Raw genomic sequence first — 18,517 nt, 5'->3', positions numbered from 1 at the left:
AGCTGGATCACCAGGGCAGCGAGTCACTGGATCTGCCGCTCACCGTGACCCTGAGCGACAAGGACGGGGACAGCGTCTCCACCGACTTGCCCCTCACCGTGAAGGATGGTCATGCACCCGGCTTCGTGGCAGGTACCGGAGTCAATCTGGATGAGCGCGCGCTCGATGGCAGCAATACCTTGACTGGCACCGGCCACTTCGTGGTAGATGCGGGCTCGGATCGGGTGCAGGAGGTGTCGTTTGCCGACATCAGCCAGCAGCCAGCCTTGACCGCCCTCGGCAAGCCGGTGATCTATGAGCTGGTGGATGGGGATCCCAGCATCCCGGGCAACCAGATCCTCAAGGGCTACGTGATGGTCGATGGCCAGCGGGTCGAGGTGCTGCAGGTCGAGATCAGCGGCAACCTGAACAACGCCGCCAGCAATGGCTTCGATTACAAGGTGACCTTGTATCAAGGGGTGGATCAGAGTAACGGGGCCAGCAAGGAGCTGCCGTTCCAGATCAACGTGGTGGACCACGACAAGGGGGCTGGCAACAACGACAGCACCAGTGGCACCCTCAATATCACCATCGCGGAAGGGGACAAACCGACCCTGAGCCTCACCGGGGTGACCCTGTCTGAGGGTCGCTTCGATGGCGCCGCGAGCAACCAGACCGGCGACGATCAACACGCAAGCGGCACCCTGACCATCAAGGCGGACTCCGATCCCGTGGTGGATGTGCGGTTGACCCTCTCTGGCCAGGTGGTCGATGCCAGCGGCAACCCCATCACCCACAACGGCGAGACGCTCACCTGGCAGGAAGTGCCGGGCAGCAACGGCCACAGCTTCCAGGCGGTGACGGCAAGCGGCACCCTGGTGTTGACGGTGACCCTGCCGAACGTACCGGGTCGCATCGAGGCCCAGACCGAGGCGCACCTTGGCTACGACATCACGGTACACACCAACCTGGACCACGGGGCGAGTGACAACCTGAACCTGACCCTGCCGGTACAGGTGACCGACAGTGACGGCTCGGTGGTGACCGGTAGCACGACGGCGGTGATCACCGATGCGGCCGATCCGGTGATCGAGTCCATCGGCGCTGTCACCGTCAAGGAGTCAGATCTCAATGGCGGCAGTGGCCAACATGGCGGTACCAGCCCAGCAGGCACGGGAGAGATTGCCCAGGGCCAGGTGGTCATTCATGCCGGCAGTGACAGGGTCGCAGCCCTGCAGCTGGATGTGGCGCGCTTCAATGCGCTCAACCAGCTCACCTCGGGCGGCAAGCCGGTCACCATCAGCGCCGATGCCCAGCCGGGCGTCTATCTCGGCAAAGACAGCGCAGGCAAGCTCATCTTCAAGCTGACGCTGGATGTCTCGGGTCGCTATACCTTCGAGCTCACGGGCAACCTGGACCACAGCGCCCAGGGCAAGGATCTGCTCGATATCCAGCTGCCATTGCAGGCCCTGGATCATGACGGGGATCTCAGCGCCGAAGTGATAGGTCACGTCAGTGTGCAGGACGATGTCCCCGTGGCGGTGGATGCCAGCAAGACCCTGAATGAAGGGGCCAGGGTCAGTGGTGATCTGCTGACCACGGCCCACGAAGGGGCGGACGACGCCGTGGTGAGGTCGGTCACCATCAATGGCACCGAGCATCCCATCGCCGCCAGCGGCAATACCAGCATTGCGGTCACCGATGGCTCGGGACAAGTCATCGGCACCCTGGTGATCAATGCCGAGGGCAATTACACCTTCACCGCAAAATCAGGTGTCGATCACAGCAACAACACCCTGGTACAGCAAATAGAGTTCCATCTGGTGGATGGGGACGGGGACACCGATGATGGCACCCTGACTCTGACCATCAAGGATGAGGCGGGCAAACTCACCGTTAACGCCGTCACCGGTCATGAAGATGCGGGGGCGGGGGATCCGACCCATGGCATCCCCATCAACATGCAACTCGATATTGGCGACTACGACCGTGGCGAGCATGTCGAGCAATTCCTGATCCAGGCACCCGCCAACGCCCACGGCACCTTCTACTACAACGGGGTGGCGCTCACCACCACGGCCGATGGCAAGTGGTTCATCGTGCCGCCTGCCGCCATGGTTACCACGGACAACGAGCACTATCAGACACAGGGCCTGACCTTTGTCCCCGACCACGACTATTCGAGCTACAACGATGGTGGCAATCCCCTGCGCTTCCCTGTCCAGGTGCAGGTTGGGGTCACCGAGGGAGCCAATCCACCCGTGCTCTCCGGCAACCTGGATATCACGGTGCAGGGTATCGCCGACAAGCCTGTCTGGGAGAGTACCAATACCCACCAGCACTACAACACGGACGAGGACAGCAATGGCATCGCCCTCAATATCAAGGCGGCGGTGACCGATACCGATGGATCCGAAACCCTGAGCTACCAGATCAAGTGGGAATCCGGCCAGGGTACTCTGACCCTCAATGGCAAGACGCTCATCCCGGATGGCAACGGCATCTATACCGTCAGTGGTGGTGACATCAACAAGATCACCGTGGTGCCCGGCAAGGACTACAGCGGGGACATCAAGCTGACGGTGACGCCGGTGAGCACCGAGAAGAGCCCGGTGGTGAGCGGGCAGGAGACGGCCCTCGGCGACCCCATCGAACTGGTTGTCAACGTCAACCCGCTGGCGGATGACGCCAAACTCACCGTGCGCGAGATCCAGGGCAAGGAAGACACCCTGCTGGATCTGGGCAGCAAGATAGTGCTGGCCCATCTGGGAGACACCACGGACGGCTCCGAGCAGATGTTTGTGCGCATCAGCGGCCTGCCCGCCGGTGCCACCCTGCTGCTCGGTGGCGTGGCCGTGACCATGGATGCGAACGGCTATTACGAGGTGCCCTACGACCGCATCGGCGAATTGCAACTGATGCCGCCGAAAAACAGCAACGTGGACTTCGATCTCACCATCAAGGGGGTGGTGAAGGACACCGCCACCCTGACCGATGCCAATGGTCAGACCCACACCGTGGTCAACGAGAAGGAGACCGGCTCCCAGAACCTGCACGTGGATCTGGTAGGGGTGGTGGATGAGCCGCATTTCAACCTGGACAGCACCGGCTGGACGCAGGATGCGACCGGTAATGGTTACACCATCACCATCGCGGAAGATGGCCGTGCTCCCCTCGATTTCAGATTGGAGTCGGGGGAAAAGGTGGACACCCCGCTGGACAACTCCGAAACCCTCAACCTGGTGCTGGAAGGTTTGCCGGAAGGGGCCAAGGTGTTCGATGGCAATGGCAACGAGCTGACCCTGACCTTCGCCGGTCTGGATGCCAACGGCAAGCCCATCTATCAGGTCAATGTGTCGGATCTCGGCAACCTGCAGATCCAGCCGCCGCCCAACAGCACCGCCGATATCCACCTCATCGGCCACGTGGTGGTGACCGAGAATGACGGGGATCACAAGAGCTTCGACGTGCCCCTCACCATCAAGGTGGAACCGGAGATCGACGCAGGCGATTACGCCAAGACCAGCCATGGTTTCGAGGACGAGTTCGTGGTGCTCGACTGGCATCCGACGCTGACCGATGGCGCCGAACAGGTGACCCACCTCAGTCTTTCCGGCATCGAACCCGGCTACGAGATCTGGATAAGCGTGGGCGGGGCCGAAACCCAGCTCAGCGTGAACGGTGGTGTCGTGGACTTGAGCGATGCGGATCTGCAGAGTCTGCTGAGTGGCGGCCAACTGCTGGTGCGGGCACCGGAAGACAGTGACAAGGACACCAATATCCAGAGTCACGTGACCGTGACCCAGCATGATGTGGACTCCAGCGCCACGGCCACCAAAGTGATCGACGGCAATCTGCATGTGGATATCCAGGCGGTAGTGGAACCGAACGGCGTCTTGAGTCAAACGGGTGGCGATCTTGTGGGCCATGGGGGGAGTGATATTGATCTCTCCGGTCGTTTTGAATTTACCCACGATATCGATCTGTCCAGCCTCGAAGAGATCGACTATCTGGTGATCAATTTGCCTGTGCTCAATGGTGGTATGGGAGATCAGCTTGTTGTGCTCGGCGGTATCAACAATGGTAATGGCAGTTGGATCGTACCTGCGGGTAATTTGAATAACTTCCAACTGCATGCACCGGATGGTTTTGTTGGAAAGGTAGAACCAATTCGAATCGATGCCATGGTGGTGGACCGTAGTGAGGATGGGGACCCCAGTGAGCATGTCAAAGTCAGCCTAGAAACCAGTGCCGATTTTGGTAATACCCCGGTCACGGACAAGACGCCAGCGGCAACAGTTGATATTGATGACCATGCGGTGCTGACTGGTAAAGAGGATATCCAGGTTGATTTTGGTGCCCAACTCAAGGGGGCAATTCATATTGGGGCCGCAGATCAAGGTAGCGATGAGGTTACTATTATCCTCAAAGGTCTACCTGATGGTGTCACCATCAGTGGCGCTGAATACAACATTTCAACCGGCGAATATGTGATCAAGGTGCCGCCGTCACTGGCTGGACTGGAAGGATTGACTCTAGGCTTGCCCAATGACTTTGCCGGATCCCTCAATATCAGTGTGACAGTGGTCAACACTGATACTTCAAGTGGTGACATCAAGACAGATTCCAGCACAGTTCGTGTCGATGTGAAGCCAGTGGTGGATATCAACGGTGGCACCGATGGCATGCCGAGCCTGCAGCTGGATGTGAAGGATATGAACGGTGACGGTCAGCCGGACAATCTGGAAGACACCGAAATCCATCTCGATCTCTCGGTCAAACTGGCGGACATCAGCCCCTCGGTGGCCCAAGGGGGACTCGAGACGGTGGAGCGGGTAACCGTGACCGTCGATGCCAAGTATGGCCACTTCCTCGATGCCAGCGGCAACCCCGTCCAGTCGCTGGTGGTGGATGCCAATGGCCTCAAGGATCTGGTGTTTATTCCCAAGGAACACTACAGCGGTCAGGTGCCGCTCGATGTGACCGTCGACATTCTGGACACCGCGACTACGGGGACGGATACCGGCAGCTGGAGCGGCCAGGTGGGCTTCGAGGTCAAACCGGTCAACGATCCCGCCAAGATCACGGTACATGACGTAAAGGGTGATGAGGATGGCAGCGTCAACCTGGGTGGCTTTGGTGCAGAACTTATCGACAACGACGGCTCCGAACAGATAGTCGGGATACAGATCTCCGGCGTACCGGATGGCTTCACCCTGTCGGCACCGGCGGTCAACAACGGCAACGGCGTCTGGCAGGTACCTGTCGGGACCGATTTCTCCACGCTGACCCTGATCCCGCCGTCAGATTTCAGCGGCAGCGTGGATCTCACCCTGACCGCCTACACCCTGGACAAGGGTCTGAGCGTACCGCTCGGCACCAGCGACAACTTCACAGTCACCGTCAAGCCGGTGGGGGATGTCATCATCGCCGATATCCAGGACAAGGCGAGCGGTACCGAAGGGGATGTAATTACCCTGAACCTCGGACTGGAGACCCGGGATACCCAGGCCACCGGCGGCAGCGCCAGCAATGTGCACGAGAATGGCCCGGAGCAGGTGCGGGTCACCATCGAAGGGGTGCCTGATGGCGCCGAGATCCGCCTGCCAAACGGGGTCAATGGCACCGTGGTGGATCTTGGCAACGGTCGCTGGGAAGTGACCACGGATGGCACCAAGCTCGATGCCATCGAACTGGTGACCAACGACGCCAACGGCGCACTGGATCTCAAGGTGACGGCTCAGAGTCTGGACAACGGCGCCCTCGGCCCCGAGGTCAACGGCACCATTCATGTGGATGTGAGCCCGGTCAACGATGCTCCCATCAACGTGTTGCCGACGGATCCCCAGGTGGCGCAGGAGGATCAGCCCTTCGTCATTCAGGGCCTGCAGGTGAAGGACGTGGATGCGCAGAGCGGCACCATGAGCATCACCCTCTCCGTCGAGCACGGCACCCTCAACCTGCCGGCTGGCAGCGGGGTGACGGTGACCGGCAATGGTTCCGGTTCCCTGGTGCTGACCGGCACCCTAGCGGATCTCAATGCCCTGCTCGCAGGGGGCGTCACCTATCAGGGGGATCCGGACTTCCACGGCAATGACAATCTGACCATGGTCACCAACGACAATGGCAACACCGGCAGTGGTGGCCCTCTGAGCGACACCGATGTGTTGCCCATCGAGGTGCAACCGGTCAACGATGCCCCTGTCAACATGCTGCCGACGACGCCCCAGGTGGCGCAGGAAGACAGCCCCTTCACCATCCACGGTCTGCAGGTGAGCGATGTGGATGCGGGCAGCGGTGATATCGAGGTACGCCTCTCCGTGCAGCATGGCATCCTGACGCTGGCCGCCGGCAGCGGCGTGGTGGTGGCGGGCAGCGGCACGGATTCCCTGGTGCTGACGGGCTCTCTTGACGAGATCAACGCCCTGCTCAATGGCGGCGTGACCTATCAAGGCGTCCAGGACTTCAATGGCCAGGATGCGCTGACCATGGTCACCAACGACAAGGGCAACACCGGCAGCGGCGGTGCCATGACCGACACAGACGTGCTCCCCATCGAGGTACAGCCGGTCAACGACGCCCCGGTCAACCAGGTGCCGACCAACATGCAGGTGAAGGAGGATGGCTCACTGTCGCTCTCCGGCATCAGCGTCAAGGATGTGGATGCCGGCACCGGTGCCATGTCCATGACCCTGCGGGTCGAGCACGGGGTGCTGACCCTGCTGGGGGCGGCGGGCGCCGTCTCGGTGCAAGGTGCGGGCACCAGTGCCATCACCCTGGTGGGATCCCTCGATGATCTCAATGCGCTGATCAACGGCCAGCTGCACTACGAGCCCGCCAAGGATTATTGGGGTCAGGACAACCTGACCATCACCACCTCGGATCAGGGCAATACCGGGTCGGGTGGCGCCTTGACGGATACCTCCCACGTCGGCATCACGGTGACGGCCGAGGCCGATGATCCCCAACTCAGCCTCGGAGCCCACGACATTCATGCCCTGCAGGGGGGCTGGATCCCGCTCAACTTCAGCGCCAGCGTGGTCAACCCGGCGCCGGGCGAGCTGTCGGTGCGGATCCAGAATCTGGGCGGTGCCCAGGTAGTGGACGAGCACGGTCAGAGTGTGGGTCATGCCGATGGCAGTGACTGGCTGCTGCCCATGGATCAGTCGGTCCCTCTCTACCTGAGCGGTCTGACGGCGGGGGATCATGCCCTGACCCTGAGCACGGAATCGAGCGCAGGGGGCACCACCCTCAGCTCGCCGCTGGAGACCCTCAACATCCACAGCCAGAGTGGCAACACCCTGACGGGGACAGACAGCGCGGACTGGCTGTTTGGCTCAAACGGTGATGACCGTATCCTGGGTGGCCTGGGGGATGACGTGCTGCGCGGGGGTCAGGGCAACGACATCCTGACCGGTGGCGGTGGCAGCGACCACTTCGTGTGGGGCAATGGCGATGCGGGAACGGCGGGGCAACCGGCCATCGATACCATCACCGACTTCCAGCCGGGCCAGGGGGACAAGATAGACTTGGCCGACCTGCTCAAGGGAGTGACGGACAGCAGCGTGGATGGCCTGCTCAATCACCTGTCAGCCACCGTCACCACGGGCAGCGGCGGCCTCAGCGACGTCAACCTGTCGGTCTCTCCGGCGGGTGATGGGCAGGTGACCCAGCAGATCACCCTGAAGGATGTGAACCTGAGCGACTGGAACCTGAGTGGCTCCTCCTCTCACGACATCCTGCAGTCCATGCTGGATCAACACAGCCTGATCATCCAGCACCCCTGATGGACGGGCGATAAACGAAAAGAGCCGGCAATTGCCGGCTCTTTGTTTTGCTGCCTCTATATCATCGCATTGCGCTGTCATTGATTGATTTGGCAGATGATCTGCGCATGAAAATGCGACTGAGGCAGTGTTTGATGGTTATGCCAGCGCCCTTGCCAGCAGATGGATGGGGTGCTCGCAGGCATAGGGCGTGCTCATCTCTATCTGCCACTTGCAAGTCTCGCAGTCGGTGATGACGAGATCAGGGTTGATGCGATTTATCTGATCAAACAGCCCCTGGCCTATGGTCTGGCTGGTCTGGTAGTTCTCCGACTTGAAGCCATAGGTGCCGGCGATGCCACAGCACTGGGATTCGAGCACCGTCACCCTGACCCCGGGAATGGCCCGCAGCAGCTCCAGTGTATAGATGACGCCGCCCATCTTCTCCATGTGGCAGGGGGTGTGGTAGGCGATGTGCAGGTCGAGCGGCTTCATGGCGGGCTTGTTGCCCCGATAGAACTCATTCCAGATGAAGCGGGTCACCAGGGAGATCCTGTCCCGTACCTTGCGGTTGTCCTGCTCCAGCAGGTGGGGGTATTCGTCTCGCAGGGTGAAGCCGCAGGTGGAGGAGGTGGCCAGCAGCGGCATCTCGTTGCCGAGCAGGCTGTTCTCCATCTGCTGGATGTTGAAGGCCGCCTGCTGTTTGGCCTTGTCCATGAAGCCGTTGGCAATCAGGGGCACGCCGCAGCACTTCTCCCGCTCCAGCAGATGCACCCCGATCTCCATGGCGTTGAGCACCTGCACCAGCTCCTTGCCGAGCTGGGGGTGGTTGTAGTTCACATAGCAGCCGTGGAAATAGGCCACCTGGCGTGCGAAACGAGCCTGGGATGCTTTCTGTTTCTTGTACCAGCCGCGGAAGGTGCCCTGGGAGTATTTGGGCAAGTCCCGGTGGGAGGAGACGCCGAGGGCCTTGTCCAGCACCTGCTTGACGGGTTTGAGGCCGGTGGTGAAGTTGACCACGGGAGCCATCAGGGTGGACATGCCCCCCATCAGATCCGTGTGGGAGAGCACGAACTCGCGGATCCCGGGTTTGAGTCCGCCGTACTGGTGCTTGGCCTTGGCGATGATGTCGCCGATGCGCACTCCGCTTGGGCAGGCTACCTCGCAGCGCTTGCAGTTGGTGCAGTACTTGAGGGCGCTGTCAAACAGCGCCGGACTCTTGATGCGCAGCCGCTCGCCGTCGGGACCGGCCTGCTTCGGGCCCGGGTAGGCGGGATTGGCCTTGGCCACCGGACAGTAGGCGGTGCAGACGGTGCATTTGATGCACTGATCGAAGGTTTGGTTGGCGTGATCCAGTAGCATGATTTACTCCTCCCTGGCCGGATTGGCAGCATGAATGGCGCGGCAACGGGATGATGGGCAGGGCAGTTGACTGCCCGCAGTGACATGGAAAAGGGGAGTCATCTCAGACCCCCGCCAGGATATGAGTGGCGGCCTGCCAGCCGGTGGCGACAGCAACGCCTGAGCCCTCGCGCAATTGGGCATCGTAGTGGGTCAGTGGGCGGTCCCGAGTGAATAGCGAAGCGTGGCTCATCTCAGACCCCCGCCAGAATATGACCGGCAGCCTGCCAGCCGGTGGCGACGGCGACGCCCGAGCCCGAGCCCTCGCGCAATTGGGCATCGTAGTGGGTCAGTGGGCGGCCCCGAGTGAATAGCGAAGCGTGGCTCATCTCAGACCCCCGCCAGGATATGACCGGCAGCCTGCCAGCCGGTGGCGACGGCCACGCCCGAGCCCGAACCCTCGCGTACCGGATCATAGTGGGCCAGCACGCTGCCCGCCCCATAGAGGTTGGCGAGGGGTTTGCCGCCGCGCAGCACCCGTAGTCTGTCGTCCGTCTTGACCCCGAAGCCCAGGAAGGGGTGGTGATCGAACAGGCGGCGACCGGCCCAGGCGTCGCGCTCCGGCAGGCTCAGCACGTCGGCATCGAAGATGGGCTCGCGAATGCCGCCAAGGCGCGATTCCAGCCCGCGGCTGAAGAAGCTGCCGGAGGCGAGCACGAAGTTGTCCGCCTCGAACAGCTGGTCGTCCCCGTTCTGGCTATGGACCCCGATCACCCTGTCGCCCTCATAGCGGGCCCCGAGGACCCGTTCGCTGGTGAGGAAGGTGCCGCCAAGGTGCTGGAAACGGCGCCTGAGGGTCTCCTGCATCCGCATGCCGATGAGGGAGGGGGGCATGGTGGCCACCTCCCGGATGGTGCAGTCGGTGAGCCGCTCGAGCTCGGCCAGGCGCGGGCCGACCAGCCCGAGGGAGAGGCAGGCGGGCAGCACCAGGTGGCGACAATCCGGCTCGCCACTCTGGGCGATCATCTGATTGATCTCCCGGGCCAGGGCGGTCAGCAGATCCGGCTGGGCGCTCCCTGCCTGTTGATCCCCCTGCTGCTTGTCAAACAGGCGGGCGATGTCGGCGGAGCGAAACTCGTGGGGGTTGTGGCTAAATGCCGCCAGCTGGGGCAGGTTCAGCTCGCCGGTGAGGATGCGGCAGTGGGTAAAGCGTGGCTGGACGCCGAGATTGGCCGCCGCCAGCGCCGGATGGAAGTCGCGAAATCCACTCAGGGTCGCCAGCAGCAGGCTCTGGGGGATGGGAGTCTCGGTGACGCAGGCACAGGTCTCAGGGGAGAGCCAGGTGGCCTTGAGGGTACCGATGGGGGTGATGCGATGATGGTTCTGCTCCTGGCGCACGAGAGCCAACCCCTCACTCCCGCAGTGCTGCTGCAGGGCGTCCAGACTCGCCATGATGTTGACGAGACCCACCTTGTTGTAGGGGTGCTCGGGCCGCTCGACCATAAAGGCGGGGAGGGCGGCGCGGGGATCCCCGTCGGCGTCGAGCAAGTCGACGGAGCCGGAGGAAAAATGCAGGGCGCTCTGGCCCGAGGCCATCAGCAGGGTCTTCTGGCCCGCTTCGGCCAGACGCAGGGCGGCGGACAGCCCCGCCATGCCGCTACCGATGATGATGGTATCGAACTTCATGATGGCTCTCCTTGGGTCTCGACAGGCGTCTGGGTGACGAGGTGTGGCGATGTCCACTCCCCGAGGCCGAACAGGCCCTCATAGATCCAGTAGGTAAATTCGGTTTCCCGCAGGGCATCTCCCCAGAGCACCGGACGGGTGCCCTTGTGACGCTCCTCCAGGAACTGGCGCAGCATGACGCAGGCCTCGCGGCCGTCGGCCTTGCCGTACTCCTGCATCAGACCGGCGGCGCGATAGGCGCACAGTTCTCCCTGGCAGGGGCCCATGCCGAGGCGCGTGCGGCGGCGCAGATCCACCAGGTTGTCCACGTCGAGCTCGCGCAGGGCATATTCGATCTCCCCCGCGGTCACCATCTCGCACTCGCAGATGAGGGCGTTGGCCTTGGGGTTGTCCCGGAAGAACGCGATGACCCGCTCGCCGTGGCGGTACTGGGCGGAGCCGACCGCAGGCACCGAGAGGCCGGGGGCGGAGACCTTCTCCGGATCCCGCGAACCGGGCAGGGCCAGTTCGGCGGTGCGGCAGGGCTGGTGGTTGCCAAGCTTGCTGGCGATGAGATCCGTGGCCCACTCGGCCATCAGCCGGTAGGTCATCAGTTTGCCGCCGGTGATGGTGTTGAAGCCCTGGAGGCCGTCCCGCTTCGCGTGATCCAGCAAGACGATGCCGCGGCTGATGTTGCGGCCCGATTCGTCCCCGTCCACCGCCACCAGGGGGCGCACCCCGGCGTAGGCGCGCAGCAAGCGGGTGCGGGCCATCACGGGAGCGAGCTTGATGCCTTCGCGCAGCAGCACTTCCACCTCATCGGGTTCGACGGTGAGCTGATCGATTTTGTGGTAGTCGATGCGGCTCGAGGTGGTACCGATGAGGGAGATGGTGTCGCCCGGTACCAGGATGTCCGCATCCGCCGGCTTGCGGGCCCGGTTGAGCACCAGCTGGTTGATGCGGTAATCCATGATGAGCAGGGAGCCCTTGGCGGGGAACATGCGGATGCCGAGATCCCCGTACTCGCAGATCTGCTGGCCCCATATGCCGGCGGCGTTCACCACCTCCTGGCACTCCACCTCGAACGCCTCGCCGGTGCGGGTGTTGATGGCCCTGACCCCGTGCACCCTGTCCTGGCTGCGGAGCAGCCCCAGCACCTTGCTGTGGGTGAAGATGCGGGCGCCGTGCTCCTTGGCGTCCAGGACGTTGGCGGCGGCGAGGCGGAAGGGGTCGACGGTGCCGTCCGGCACGCGAATGGCACCGATGAGCGCCGGGTTCACATTGGGTTCGAGACGCAGGGCGTCGCGGGGATCCAGCTGCTCGGTCTCGATGCCGGCCTCGGCGCAGGCCGCCATGAAGGTGGCCTGAAAGCCGATGTCATCTTCCGGCAGGGTGACGAAGAGGCCGCCGGTGTCTTCGACGCAGTGGCTGGCGATCCGCTTGAGGATGCGGTTCTCCGCGATGCACTCGCGGGCGGACTCCTGATCCGTCACCGCGTAACGGGCGCCGGAGTGGAGCAGGCCGTGGTTGCGACCCGTGGTGCCGGCGGCGATGTCATCGCGCTCCAGCAGGATGCAGTCGATGCCGCGCAGGGCGCAGTCACGCATGATGCCGGCGCCAGTGGCACCGCCACCTATGATGACGACCTCTGTGGTTATTCTTTTCATTTTTGCCCGTCTCATCTCTTCCAGATGGGGCCAGTGTGGCGCCTTTGAGGACAAAAATGTTTGATATGGGCCAAGTTAATGTTCGCAAACGCTCATGAATGGCAAGGGTATGAGCATTTTGTGATTGTTGTCACAACGCAAAGACGACGAAGGGGCCGGCGGCCCCTGGGTGGATGACCCGGGAAGGGGTCAGACGGTGATCATGTGTGCTGTCTTGTTGACAGGTACAGATCACTTTGCCTGAAGAGCGTCATTGTGGTGGCACATTCATCTAGCCGCAGCATTTTTTGAACTTCTTGCCGCTGCCACAGGGGCAGGGATCGTTGCGCCCGACCCGCAAGGGGGCGGGATCCTGCTCCCCGTCGGTGTAGACCCAGCGCCCCTGATGGCGCACGAAGCGGGAGCGCTCGTGCAGACAGTGACGCTCATCCCCCTCCAGAAACCAGGCCTTGAACTCCACGCTGCCCTCGTCATCGTACTGACTCCCTTGCGCCGCCATTATCTCCAGGCCATCCCACCGGGTATCGGTCTGGGAGAGCTGTTCGGCGGTGAGGGTACCCAGGAAATCAGGGTGCCAACTGTGTACCAGATAGTCACCAAGTCCCAAGACAAAGGCGCTGTAGCGTGAGCGCATCAGCTGTTCGGCGCTGATGGCCGGCTGGCCGTCGTGAAGGGGGCCGCAACATTGGGCGAGAGAAAGTGCGCTACCGCAGGGACAAAGGCTCATGAGTCGGTTAACCGGGTCGATAAATCAGGTGGCGGGATTGTAGCGAAAGCGGCCCCCCCTCGGCCAGCAGGTCGAACTGGTAGGAACGGAACACCCCATAAAAATGGCTAAAGGAAGTACATGATGACTCTGAAGCAGAAGATCCTGTTGTTGGGCGCGCTTCCCGTGCTGCTGATGGCGCTGGTGGTCAACCTCAGCAACTATTTGATTTCCAAAAACTCGCTGGAATCCGAACTGGTTGCGGCCAGGGACAAGGCGCTGTCTGAGCGCAAGGCGCTGCTCAGCAGCTACCTGATGCTGGCCAAGACGTCCATCGAGCAAGCCTATGCCGAACCGGACAGCCCGGCGGCGCGCGAGCGGGTGAAAGAGATATTGCGCCCCCTGCGTTATGGCAGCGACGGCTACTTCTTCATCTATGACTTCCAGGGCAACACCCTGCTGCTGCCCACCCGCCCCGAGGTGGAGGGCAAGAATCGCTGGGAGGACAAGGATACCCGGGGAACGCCCCTCATCCAGGGGATCATCAAGTCGGCCCGGGAGGGGGATGGGTACACCGAGTACTGGACCAACAAGCCCTCCCTCGGTCGGGATGCTCCCAAGCTCTCCTACAACCTGCTGCTCGACAAATACCAGTGGGTGGTGGGCACCGGTTTCTACATCGATGACATCGACAGCGAACTGGCGACCCTGCGCACGGAGCGCGAGCAGAACATGCATGACTCCCTCAAAACCGGGGTGCTGCTGATCCTCGTGATCCTGGGGGTGACCCTGGCGGCCACGGTGGCCATTGGCAATCGGGTTACCCGGCCGCTGGCGGAGGCGGTGTCGGCCCTCAATGACATCGCCGACGGGGACGGGGATCTCACCCAGCGCCTCAAGGTGCAGAGCAAGGATGAGGTGGGTCAGCTGGCCAGTGCCTTCAACCGCTTCGTCGAGCGCATTCAATCCGTGGTGAGCCAGGTGGGGGAGACCAGCCATCAACTGCTCGGTGCCGTGGAGAAGCTCCATCGGTTGAGCGAACACTCGGATCGGCAGATGCACGGCCACGGCAAGGAGACGGATCAGGTGGTCACCGCCGTGACCGAGATGAGCTCCACCGCCCAGGAGGTGGCAGCCAGCGCCTCCAACGCGGCCAGCGCCACCAGTGATGCGGCGCGAGAATCCGACGCCGCCCGCGAGGTGGTGGGCAGCGCCATCGGCAGCATCAACCGGTTGGTGGACGAGGTGCACATCGCCGCCGGCGTCATCGAGCAGCTGGCCCAGGAGACCGGCAAGATTGGCTCCGTGGTGGAGGTCATTCGCGGCATCGCCGAGCAGACCAACCTGCTGGCCCTCAACGCCGCCATCGAAGCGGCCCGGGCCGGTGAGCAGGGTCGCGGCTTCGCGGTGGTGGCGGACGAGGTGCGCTCCCTTGCCGGACGTACCCAGCAGAGCACCAAGGAGATCAACGAGATGCTGCAACGCCTGCAAGGGGGCGTGAAGCAGGCGGTGGAGGTGATGCAGGCCAGCGAGTCCCGCAGCCAGGAGACGGTCCAGGAGGCGGGCCACATCGCCAGCTCCCTCGACAGCATGGTGGCGGCGGTGGGCACCATCAATGACATGAACATCCAGATAGCGACGGCGGCGGAGGAGCAGCATGCGGTCTCCGAAGAGATCAACAAGAACCTGGTGGCCATCCAGCAGATCGTCAGCGAGCTGACCGAGGCGGCGGGTGAATCCAGCACCACCACCCGAGCACTGGCGGATACGGGCGATAAATTGCGCCAATTGGTGGCTCGCTTCCGTTACTGATCACATTTTTGCCATCTGGACGCCATGTCCAGATGGCAAATTTGGGGATCGACGCAGAATGTGTGAAAATCGCAACATTCGTTCTTTGCGTCAGTCCCCAACCCATGAATGAGATCGTGAAAGGCAGTATCGATTTGATCCGTCAGCTCAACTACGGCCTGGTCTATGCCAGCCTGGAGGAGCACAAGGAGCTGTCCCGGACCGATCTGTCCCGTCTGACAGGGCTCTCACCGGCCAGCATCACCAAGATCACCCGCGAGCTGCTCGATGGCGGCCTCGTCGTCACCTGTGGCGAGAGTTCGGTGGGCCGTGGTCGCCGCCAGACCTTGCTGCGCATCAACGAGCGTCGCTTCCAGTTTCTCTCCATGCGCCTCGGCCGTGGCTATGTGGACATGGCCCTGTTCGATCTCTCCGGTCACTCCCTCGCGCGCCACCGCCACCTGTTCAGCGAGGCGGAGCGCACGGATCTGCTGGCCAGCCTGATGCGGGCCATCGAAGGCTTCCTGCCGAAGAAGGCGCTGCGCCTTGCCTGCATCGCGCTCTGTCTGCCGGGGCAGGTGGAGCGCCACTCCGGCATGGTCAAACACTTCCCCTATTACGATCTGCGCAACTGGCCGCTGGGCCCCACCTTGCAAGAGGCGTTCGGGGTGCCCGTGCTGGTGAGCGGTGACGTGCGCACCTGGATCCAGGCCGAGCGCGAATGGGGCGCTGCCAAGAATTGCGCCGATGCGGTGCTGGTGTTCGTGCACAACGACATCGGGGTCGGCATGGTGGTCAACGGCCAGCTCATCGAGAGCGAGGCGGCCCTGCTCGGGGATCTCAGCCATCTGCAGCTCGAACCCTATGGCCAGCGCTGTTACTGCGGCGGTTTTGGCTGTGCCTGCACCCTGGTGACCAATCAGGCGCTGGAGGCCCAGTACCGGGATTTGCGCGAGCGCATGCAGGAGCACGATCTGCCGACGAGCGTCACCATTCGCGAGCTGTGCGAGCTGGCGCTGGCGGGCAACAGCCTCTGCCAGGACATCCTGCATCAGGCGGCGGGTCGCCTTTCCCGGGTGTTGTCGAACCTCATCTGCCTGCTCAATCCGGGCAAACTGCTGCTGGGGGGAGAGATCACCCGCGCCGATCGGCTGCTGTTCCCCATGCTGCACCAGTCGCTGGCGAGCCAGCTGCCCGCTGAATACCTGACGCGACTGCAGATAGAGTCCACCCACTTCTACGAAGATCCCACCAAACCCACCTCGGTGCAGGTCCACAAGGCCCTGCGCGACGGCAGCTTGCTGCTGGAGCTGCTGCGAGGAGACAAGGAGGCATGAAACTCGGGTTGCAAGGACGCATCCTGTTCATGCTCTGTCTGGTCAGCCTGTTGCAGCTGGTGCTGCTGAGCGGGGCCAGCTACTACTATGTCGCCGAACAGCGCTATCAGGACGTGGGGGATCAGGCCCTCGACGTGGCACGGCTGGTGGCCCGCGAGCCCGGCGTCATCGCCGGGGTCAAGCGTGCCGATACCGCCCGTCTCAACGTGCTGGTGGAGCGGATGCGGGGGGAGGTCGGGGCCAGCTACATCGTCATCGGTGATGCCGATGCCCGGCGCCTGGTCCACCCCAATGCGGACCGGCTCGGCAAGCCCATGGTGGGGGACGATCCTGCCCGTGCCCTGCAAGGGGAGTTCTACATCTCGAGGGCGCAGGGATCCCTTGGCAGCGCGGTGCGCGGCAAGGGGCCCATTCGCGACGAGATGGGCAAGGTGATCGGGGTGGTGTCGGTCGGCTATCTGGTGCGGGACATCGACGCCGACCTGCGGGGCTTCCTGCGCTTTGGCCTGCTCTGCACCCTGCTCATCGTGATCCTCAACAGCGCCGCCGCCGGCTGGCTGGCCCGGCGCTACAAGCGGGCCATCTTCGGCTTCGAACCCGAGCAGATAGGGCGCCTCTATGCGGAACTCGACTGTACCCTGCGCACCGTGCGCGAAGGGATCCTCACCATCGATGAGCAGGGCAGGCTCACCTCCATCAACCCCAACGGCATCAAATTGCTGCGCCTGGATGAAACCGTTGCCAGGGCCGCCATTGGTCAACCCATCGGCCAGTTGCTGCCGGGCAGCCGCATGCTCTCCATCCTGCAAGAGCAGAGCCCCCAGTTTGACGAGGAAATTGTCCTCAACGGCCAGCCCCTCATCGTCAACCGGTTGCCGCTGGTGCAGGAGGGACGCCTCATCGGCGCCGTGTCGAGTTTCAGGCGCAAGGATGAGCTGGCCGAACTCAGTGCCCAGCTCTCCCAGGTCCAGGCCTACAGCGATCTGCTGCGGGTGCAGACCCATGAACACAACAACCAGCTCGGTACCATCGCCGGCATGATAGAGCTGGGTGCCACCCAGGAGGCGCTCGCCTTCATCGGGCGGGAGGCCGCCACCGAGCAGACCCTGCTCAGCTTCCTGATGGGGGCCATCGGCAAACCCAAGGTGGCGGGACTGCTGCTTGGCAAGTATCACAGGGCCCACGAGCTGGGGCTGGTGCTCATCGTCGATCCCGACGCCTGCCTGCAGGACATTCCCGCCAGGGTGAGCGGCTCCCAGCTGGTGACCCTGCTTGGCAATCTCATCGACAATGCCTTCGAGGCGACCCGCCGCCACGGCGCCCCCTACCAGCCTATCCGGGTGGCCTTGAGCGATCTGGGACAGGATCTCATCCTCGAGGTAGAGGATGGGGCCGGCGGGGTGGATCCCGCCCTGGCGGACAGGCTGTTCGAGCGGGGGGTGAGCAGCAAATCCGAGCCGGGTCACGGCATCGGCCTCTCCCTGGTGCGCAAGACCCTGGACGCCCTGCAGGGACAGATCACCATCGAAGCCACGGCGCAGGGAAGTTGCGTCGTCTGTTACATTCCCAAGGAGGTGTGAGTGATCAAGATCCTGATCGTCGAGGACGATCCGGCCATCGCCGAGATCCACCGCCGCTTCGTGCAGCGGCTGTCTGGATTTGAAGTGCTGGGGGTGGCGCTCACCCTGTTCGATGCCAGGGAGCAGATAGCCATCCTCAAGCCCGATCTGGTGCTGCTGGATGTGTGGCTGCCGGACGGGGAGGGCTTCTCCCTGCTGCGGGAGCTGCGCCAGGCCGGCGCCAGCCTTGATGTCATTCTGCTCACCGCCGCCCGGGAGGCGAGCGCCCTGCAAGAGGCGATGCGCCTCGGGGTGGTGGATTTCATCCTCAAACCCGTGGTGTTCGAACGTCTGCGAGACACTTTGGAGAAGTACCGCCAGAGCATCGCCGCCCTGGCGGCGTTGGCGGACATCGATCAGCAGGCGGTGGATGCCTTGCTCGGTACACCCTTGCAACAGGTGGCGGCAGCCGGCCTGCCAAAGGGGATCGACGGACTCACCCTGCAGCGGGTGCTGACCGCCCTGACCGCCGAGGGGGCCAGCGCCGAGGAGGTTGGCGCCAAGGTGGGGGTGAGCCGCACCACGGCGCGCCGTTATCTGGAGTTTCTGGTGGGTCAGCAGCTGGCGAGCCCGGATCTTGAATACGGCACAGTCGGACGGCCGGAGCGGCGCTACCGCCGCCACTGAACATGGGGTGGATATCACA

General features: G+C 63.0%; 10 protein-coding genes. 5 read left to right on the top strand and 5 right to left on the bottom strand.

All coding sequences use genetic code 11. From position 1 onward, the window contains the following. Nucleotides 1-7,766, top strand: a 7,766-nt coding sequence (locus ACW5W7_RS18130) for a T1SS-143 repeat domain-containing protein (RefSeq protein WP_456502590.1), incomplete at its 5' end; no start/stop codon positions are given. 138 nt (nt 7,767-7,904) lie between these two features. Here ACW5W7_RS18130 and glpC read toward each other — a convergent pair. The 5 genes from glpC to ACW5W7_RS18105 all read right to left on the bottom strand — a co-directional run bounded on the left by glpC (nt 7,905) and on the right by ACW5W7_RS18105 (nt 13,145). Then, nucleotides 7,905-9,107 carry an anaerobic glycerol-3-phosphate dehydrogenase subunit GlpC gene (gene glpC / locus ACW5W7_RS18125; RefSeq protein WP_456502589.1) on the bottom strand — a complete coding sequence of 401 codons (1,203 nt, stop codon included), beginning with the start codon at nt 9,105-9,107 and terminating at the stop codon, nt 7,905-7,907. A gap of 233 nt (nt 9,108-9,340) precedes the next feature. After that, nucleotides 9,341-9,475: a hypothetical protein gene (locus ACW5W7_RS18120; protein ID WP_349917944.1), complete on the bottom strand. Its 135-nt coding sequence runs from the start codon at nt 9,473-9,475 to the stop codon at nt 9,341-9,343. A 1-nt stretch (nt 9,476) separates the two neighbouring features. Next, entirely contained in the window at nt 9,477-10,772 is a 1,296-nt protein-coding gene (glpB, locus tag ACW5W7_RS18115; protein WP_456502588.1) for a glycerol-3-phosphate dehydrogenase subunit GlpB, read from the bottom strand. Then, on the bottom strand, nt 10,769-12,418 hold the full coding sequence (gene glpA / locus ACW5W7_RS18110; RefSeq protein WP_456502587.1) for an anaerobic glycerol-3-phosphate dehydrogenase subunit A: 1,650 nt from the start codon (nt 12,416-12,418) through the stop codon (nt 10,769-10,771). The genes glpB and glpA overlap by 4 nt, the downstream gene beginning before the upstream one ends. A 271-nt stretch (nt 12,419-12,689) precedes the next feature. Then, on the bottom strand, nt 12,690-13,145 hold the full coding sequence (locus ACW5W7_RS18105; RefSeq protein ID WP_349917939.1) for a YchJ family protein: 456 nt from the start codon (nt 13,143-13,145) through the stop codon (nt 12,690-12,692). 123 nt (nt 13,146-13,268) lie between these two features. Between ACW5W7_RS18105 and ACW5W7_RS18100 the strand changes: the two genes are divergently transcribed. From ACW5W7_RS18100 to ACW5W7_RS18085, 4 genes are all read left to right on the top strand, one after another. After that, nucleotides 13,269-14,936: a methyl-accepting chemotaxis protein gene (locus ACW5W7_RS18100; RefSeq protein ID WP_434668462.1), complete on the top strand. Its 1,668-nt coding sequence runs from the start codon at nt 13,269-13,271 to the stop codon at nt 14,934-14,936. 104 nt (nt 14,937-15,040) lie between these two features. Beyond that, entirely contained in the window at nt 15,041-16,252 is a 1,212-nt protein-coding gene (locus ACW5W7_RS18095) for an ROK family protein (RefSeq protein ID WP_456502586.1), read from the top strand. Then, on the top strand, nt 16,249-17,832 hold the full coding sequence (locus ACW5W7_RS18090) for a sensor histidine kinase (protein WP_349917935.1): 1,584 nt from the start codon (nt 16,249-16,251) through the stop codon (nt 17,830-17,832). The genes ACW5W7_RS18095 and ACW5W7_RS18090 overlap by 4 nt, the downstream gene beginning before the upstream one ends. After that, nucleotides 17,833-18,498, top strand: a complete 666-nt coding sequence (locus tag ACW5W7_RS18085) for a response regulator (protein WP_349917933.1) — start codon at nt 17,833-17,835, stop codon at nt 18,496-18,498. The last annotated feature ends 19 nt before the right edge of the window (nt 18,499-18,517 follow it).

The sequence above is a fragment of the Aeromonas intestinalis genome (assembly GCF_054052485.1).
This window is presented reverse-complemented; position numbering and strand designations above follow the sequence as displayed.

Coding starts and splice junctions, on each gene's coding strand:
- glpC (WP_456502589.1), bottom strand. CDS start 9,107: ATGCTACTGGATCACGCCAACCAAACCTTCGATCAGTGCATCAAATGC.
- ACW5W7_RS18095 (WP_456502586.1), top strand. CDS start 15,041: ATGAATGAGATCGTGAAAGGCAGTATCGATTTGATCCGTCAGCTCAAC.
- ACW5W7_RS18105 (WP_349917939.1), bottom strand. CDS start 13,145: ATGAGCCTTTGTCCCTGCGGTAGCGCACTTTCTCTCGCCCAATGTTGC.
- glpB (WP_456502588.1), bottom strand. CDS start 10,772: ATGAAGTTCGATACCATCATCATCGGTAGCGGCATGGCGGGGCTGTCC.
- ACW5W7_RS18090 (WP_349917935.1), top strand. CDS start 16,249: ATGAAACTCGGGTTGCAAGGACGCATCCTGTTCATGCTCTGTCTGGTC.
- ACW5W7_RS18120 (WP_349917944.1), bottom strand. CDS start 9,475: ATGAGCCACGCTTCGCTATTCACTCGGGGCCGCCCACTGACCCACTAC.
- ACW5W7_RS18100 (WP_434668462.1), top strand. CDS start 13,269: ATGACTCTGAAGCAGAAGATCCTGTTGTTGGGCGCGCTTCCCGTGCTG.
- glpA (WP_456502587.1), bottom strand. CDS start 12,418: ATGAAAAGAATAACCACAGAGGTCGTCATCATAGGTGGCGGTGCCACT.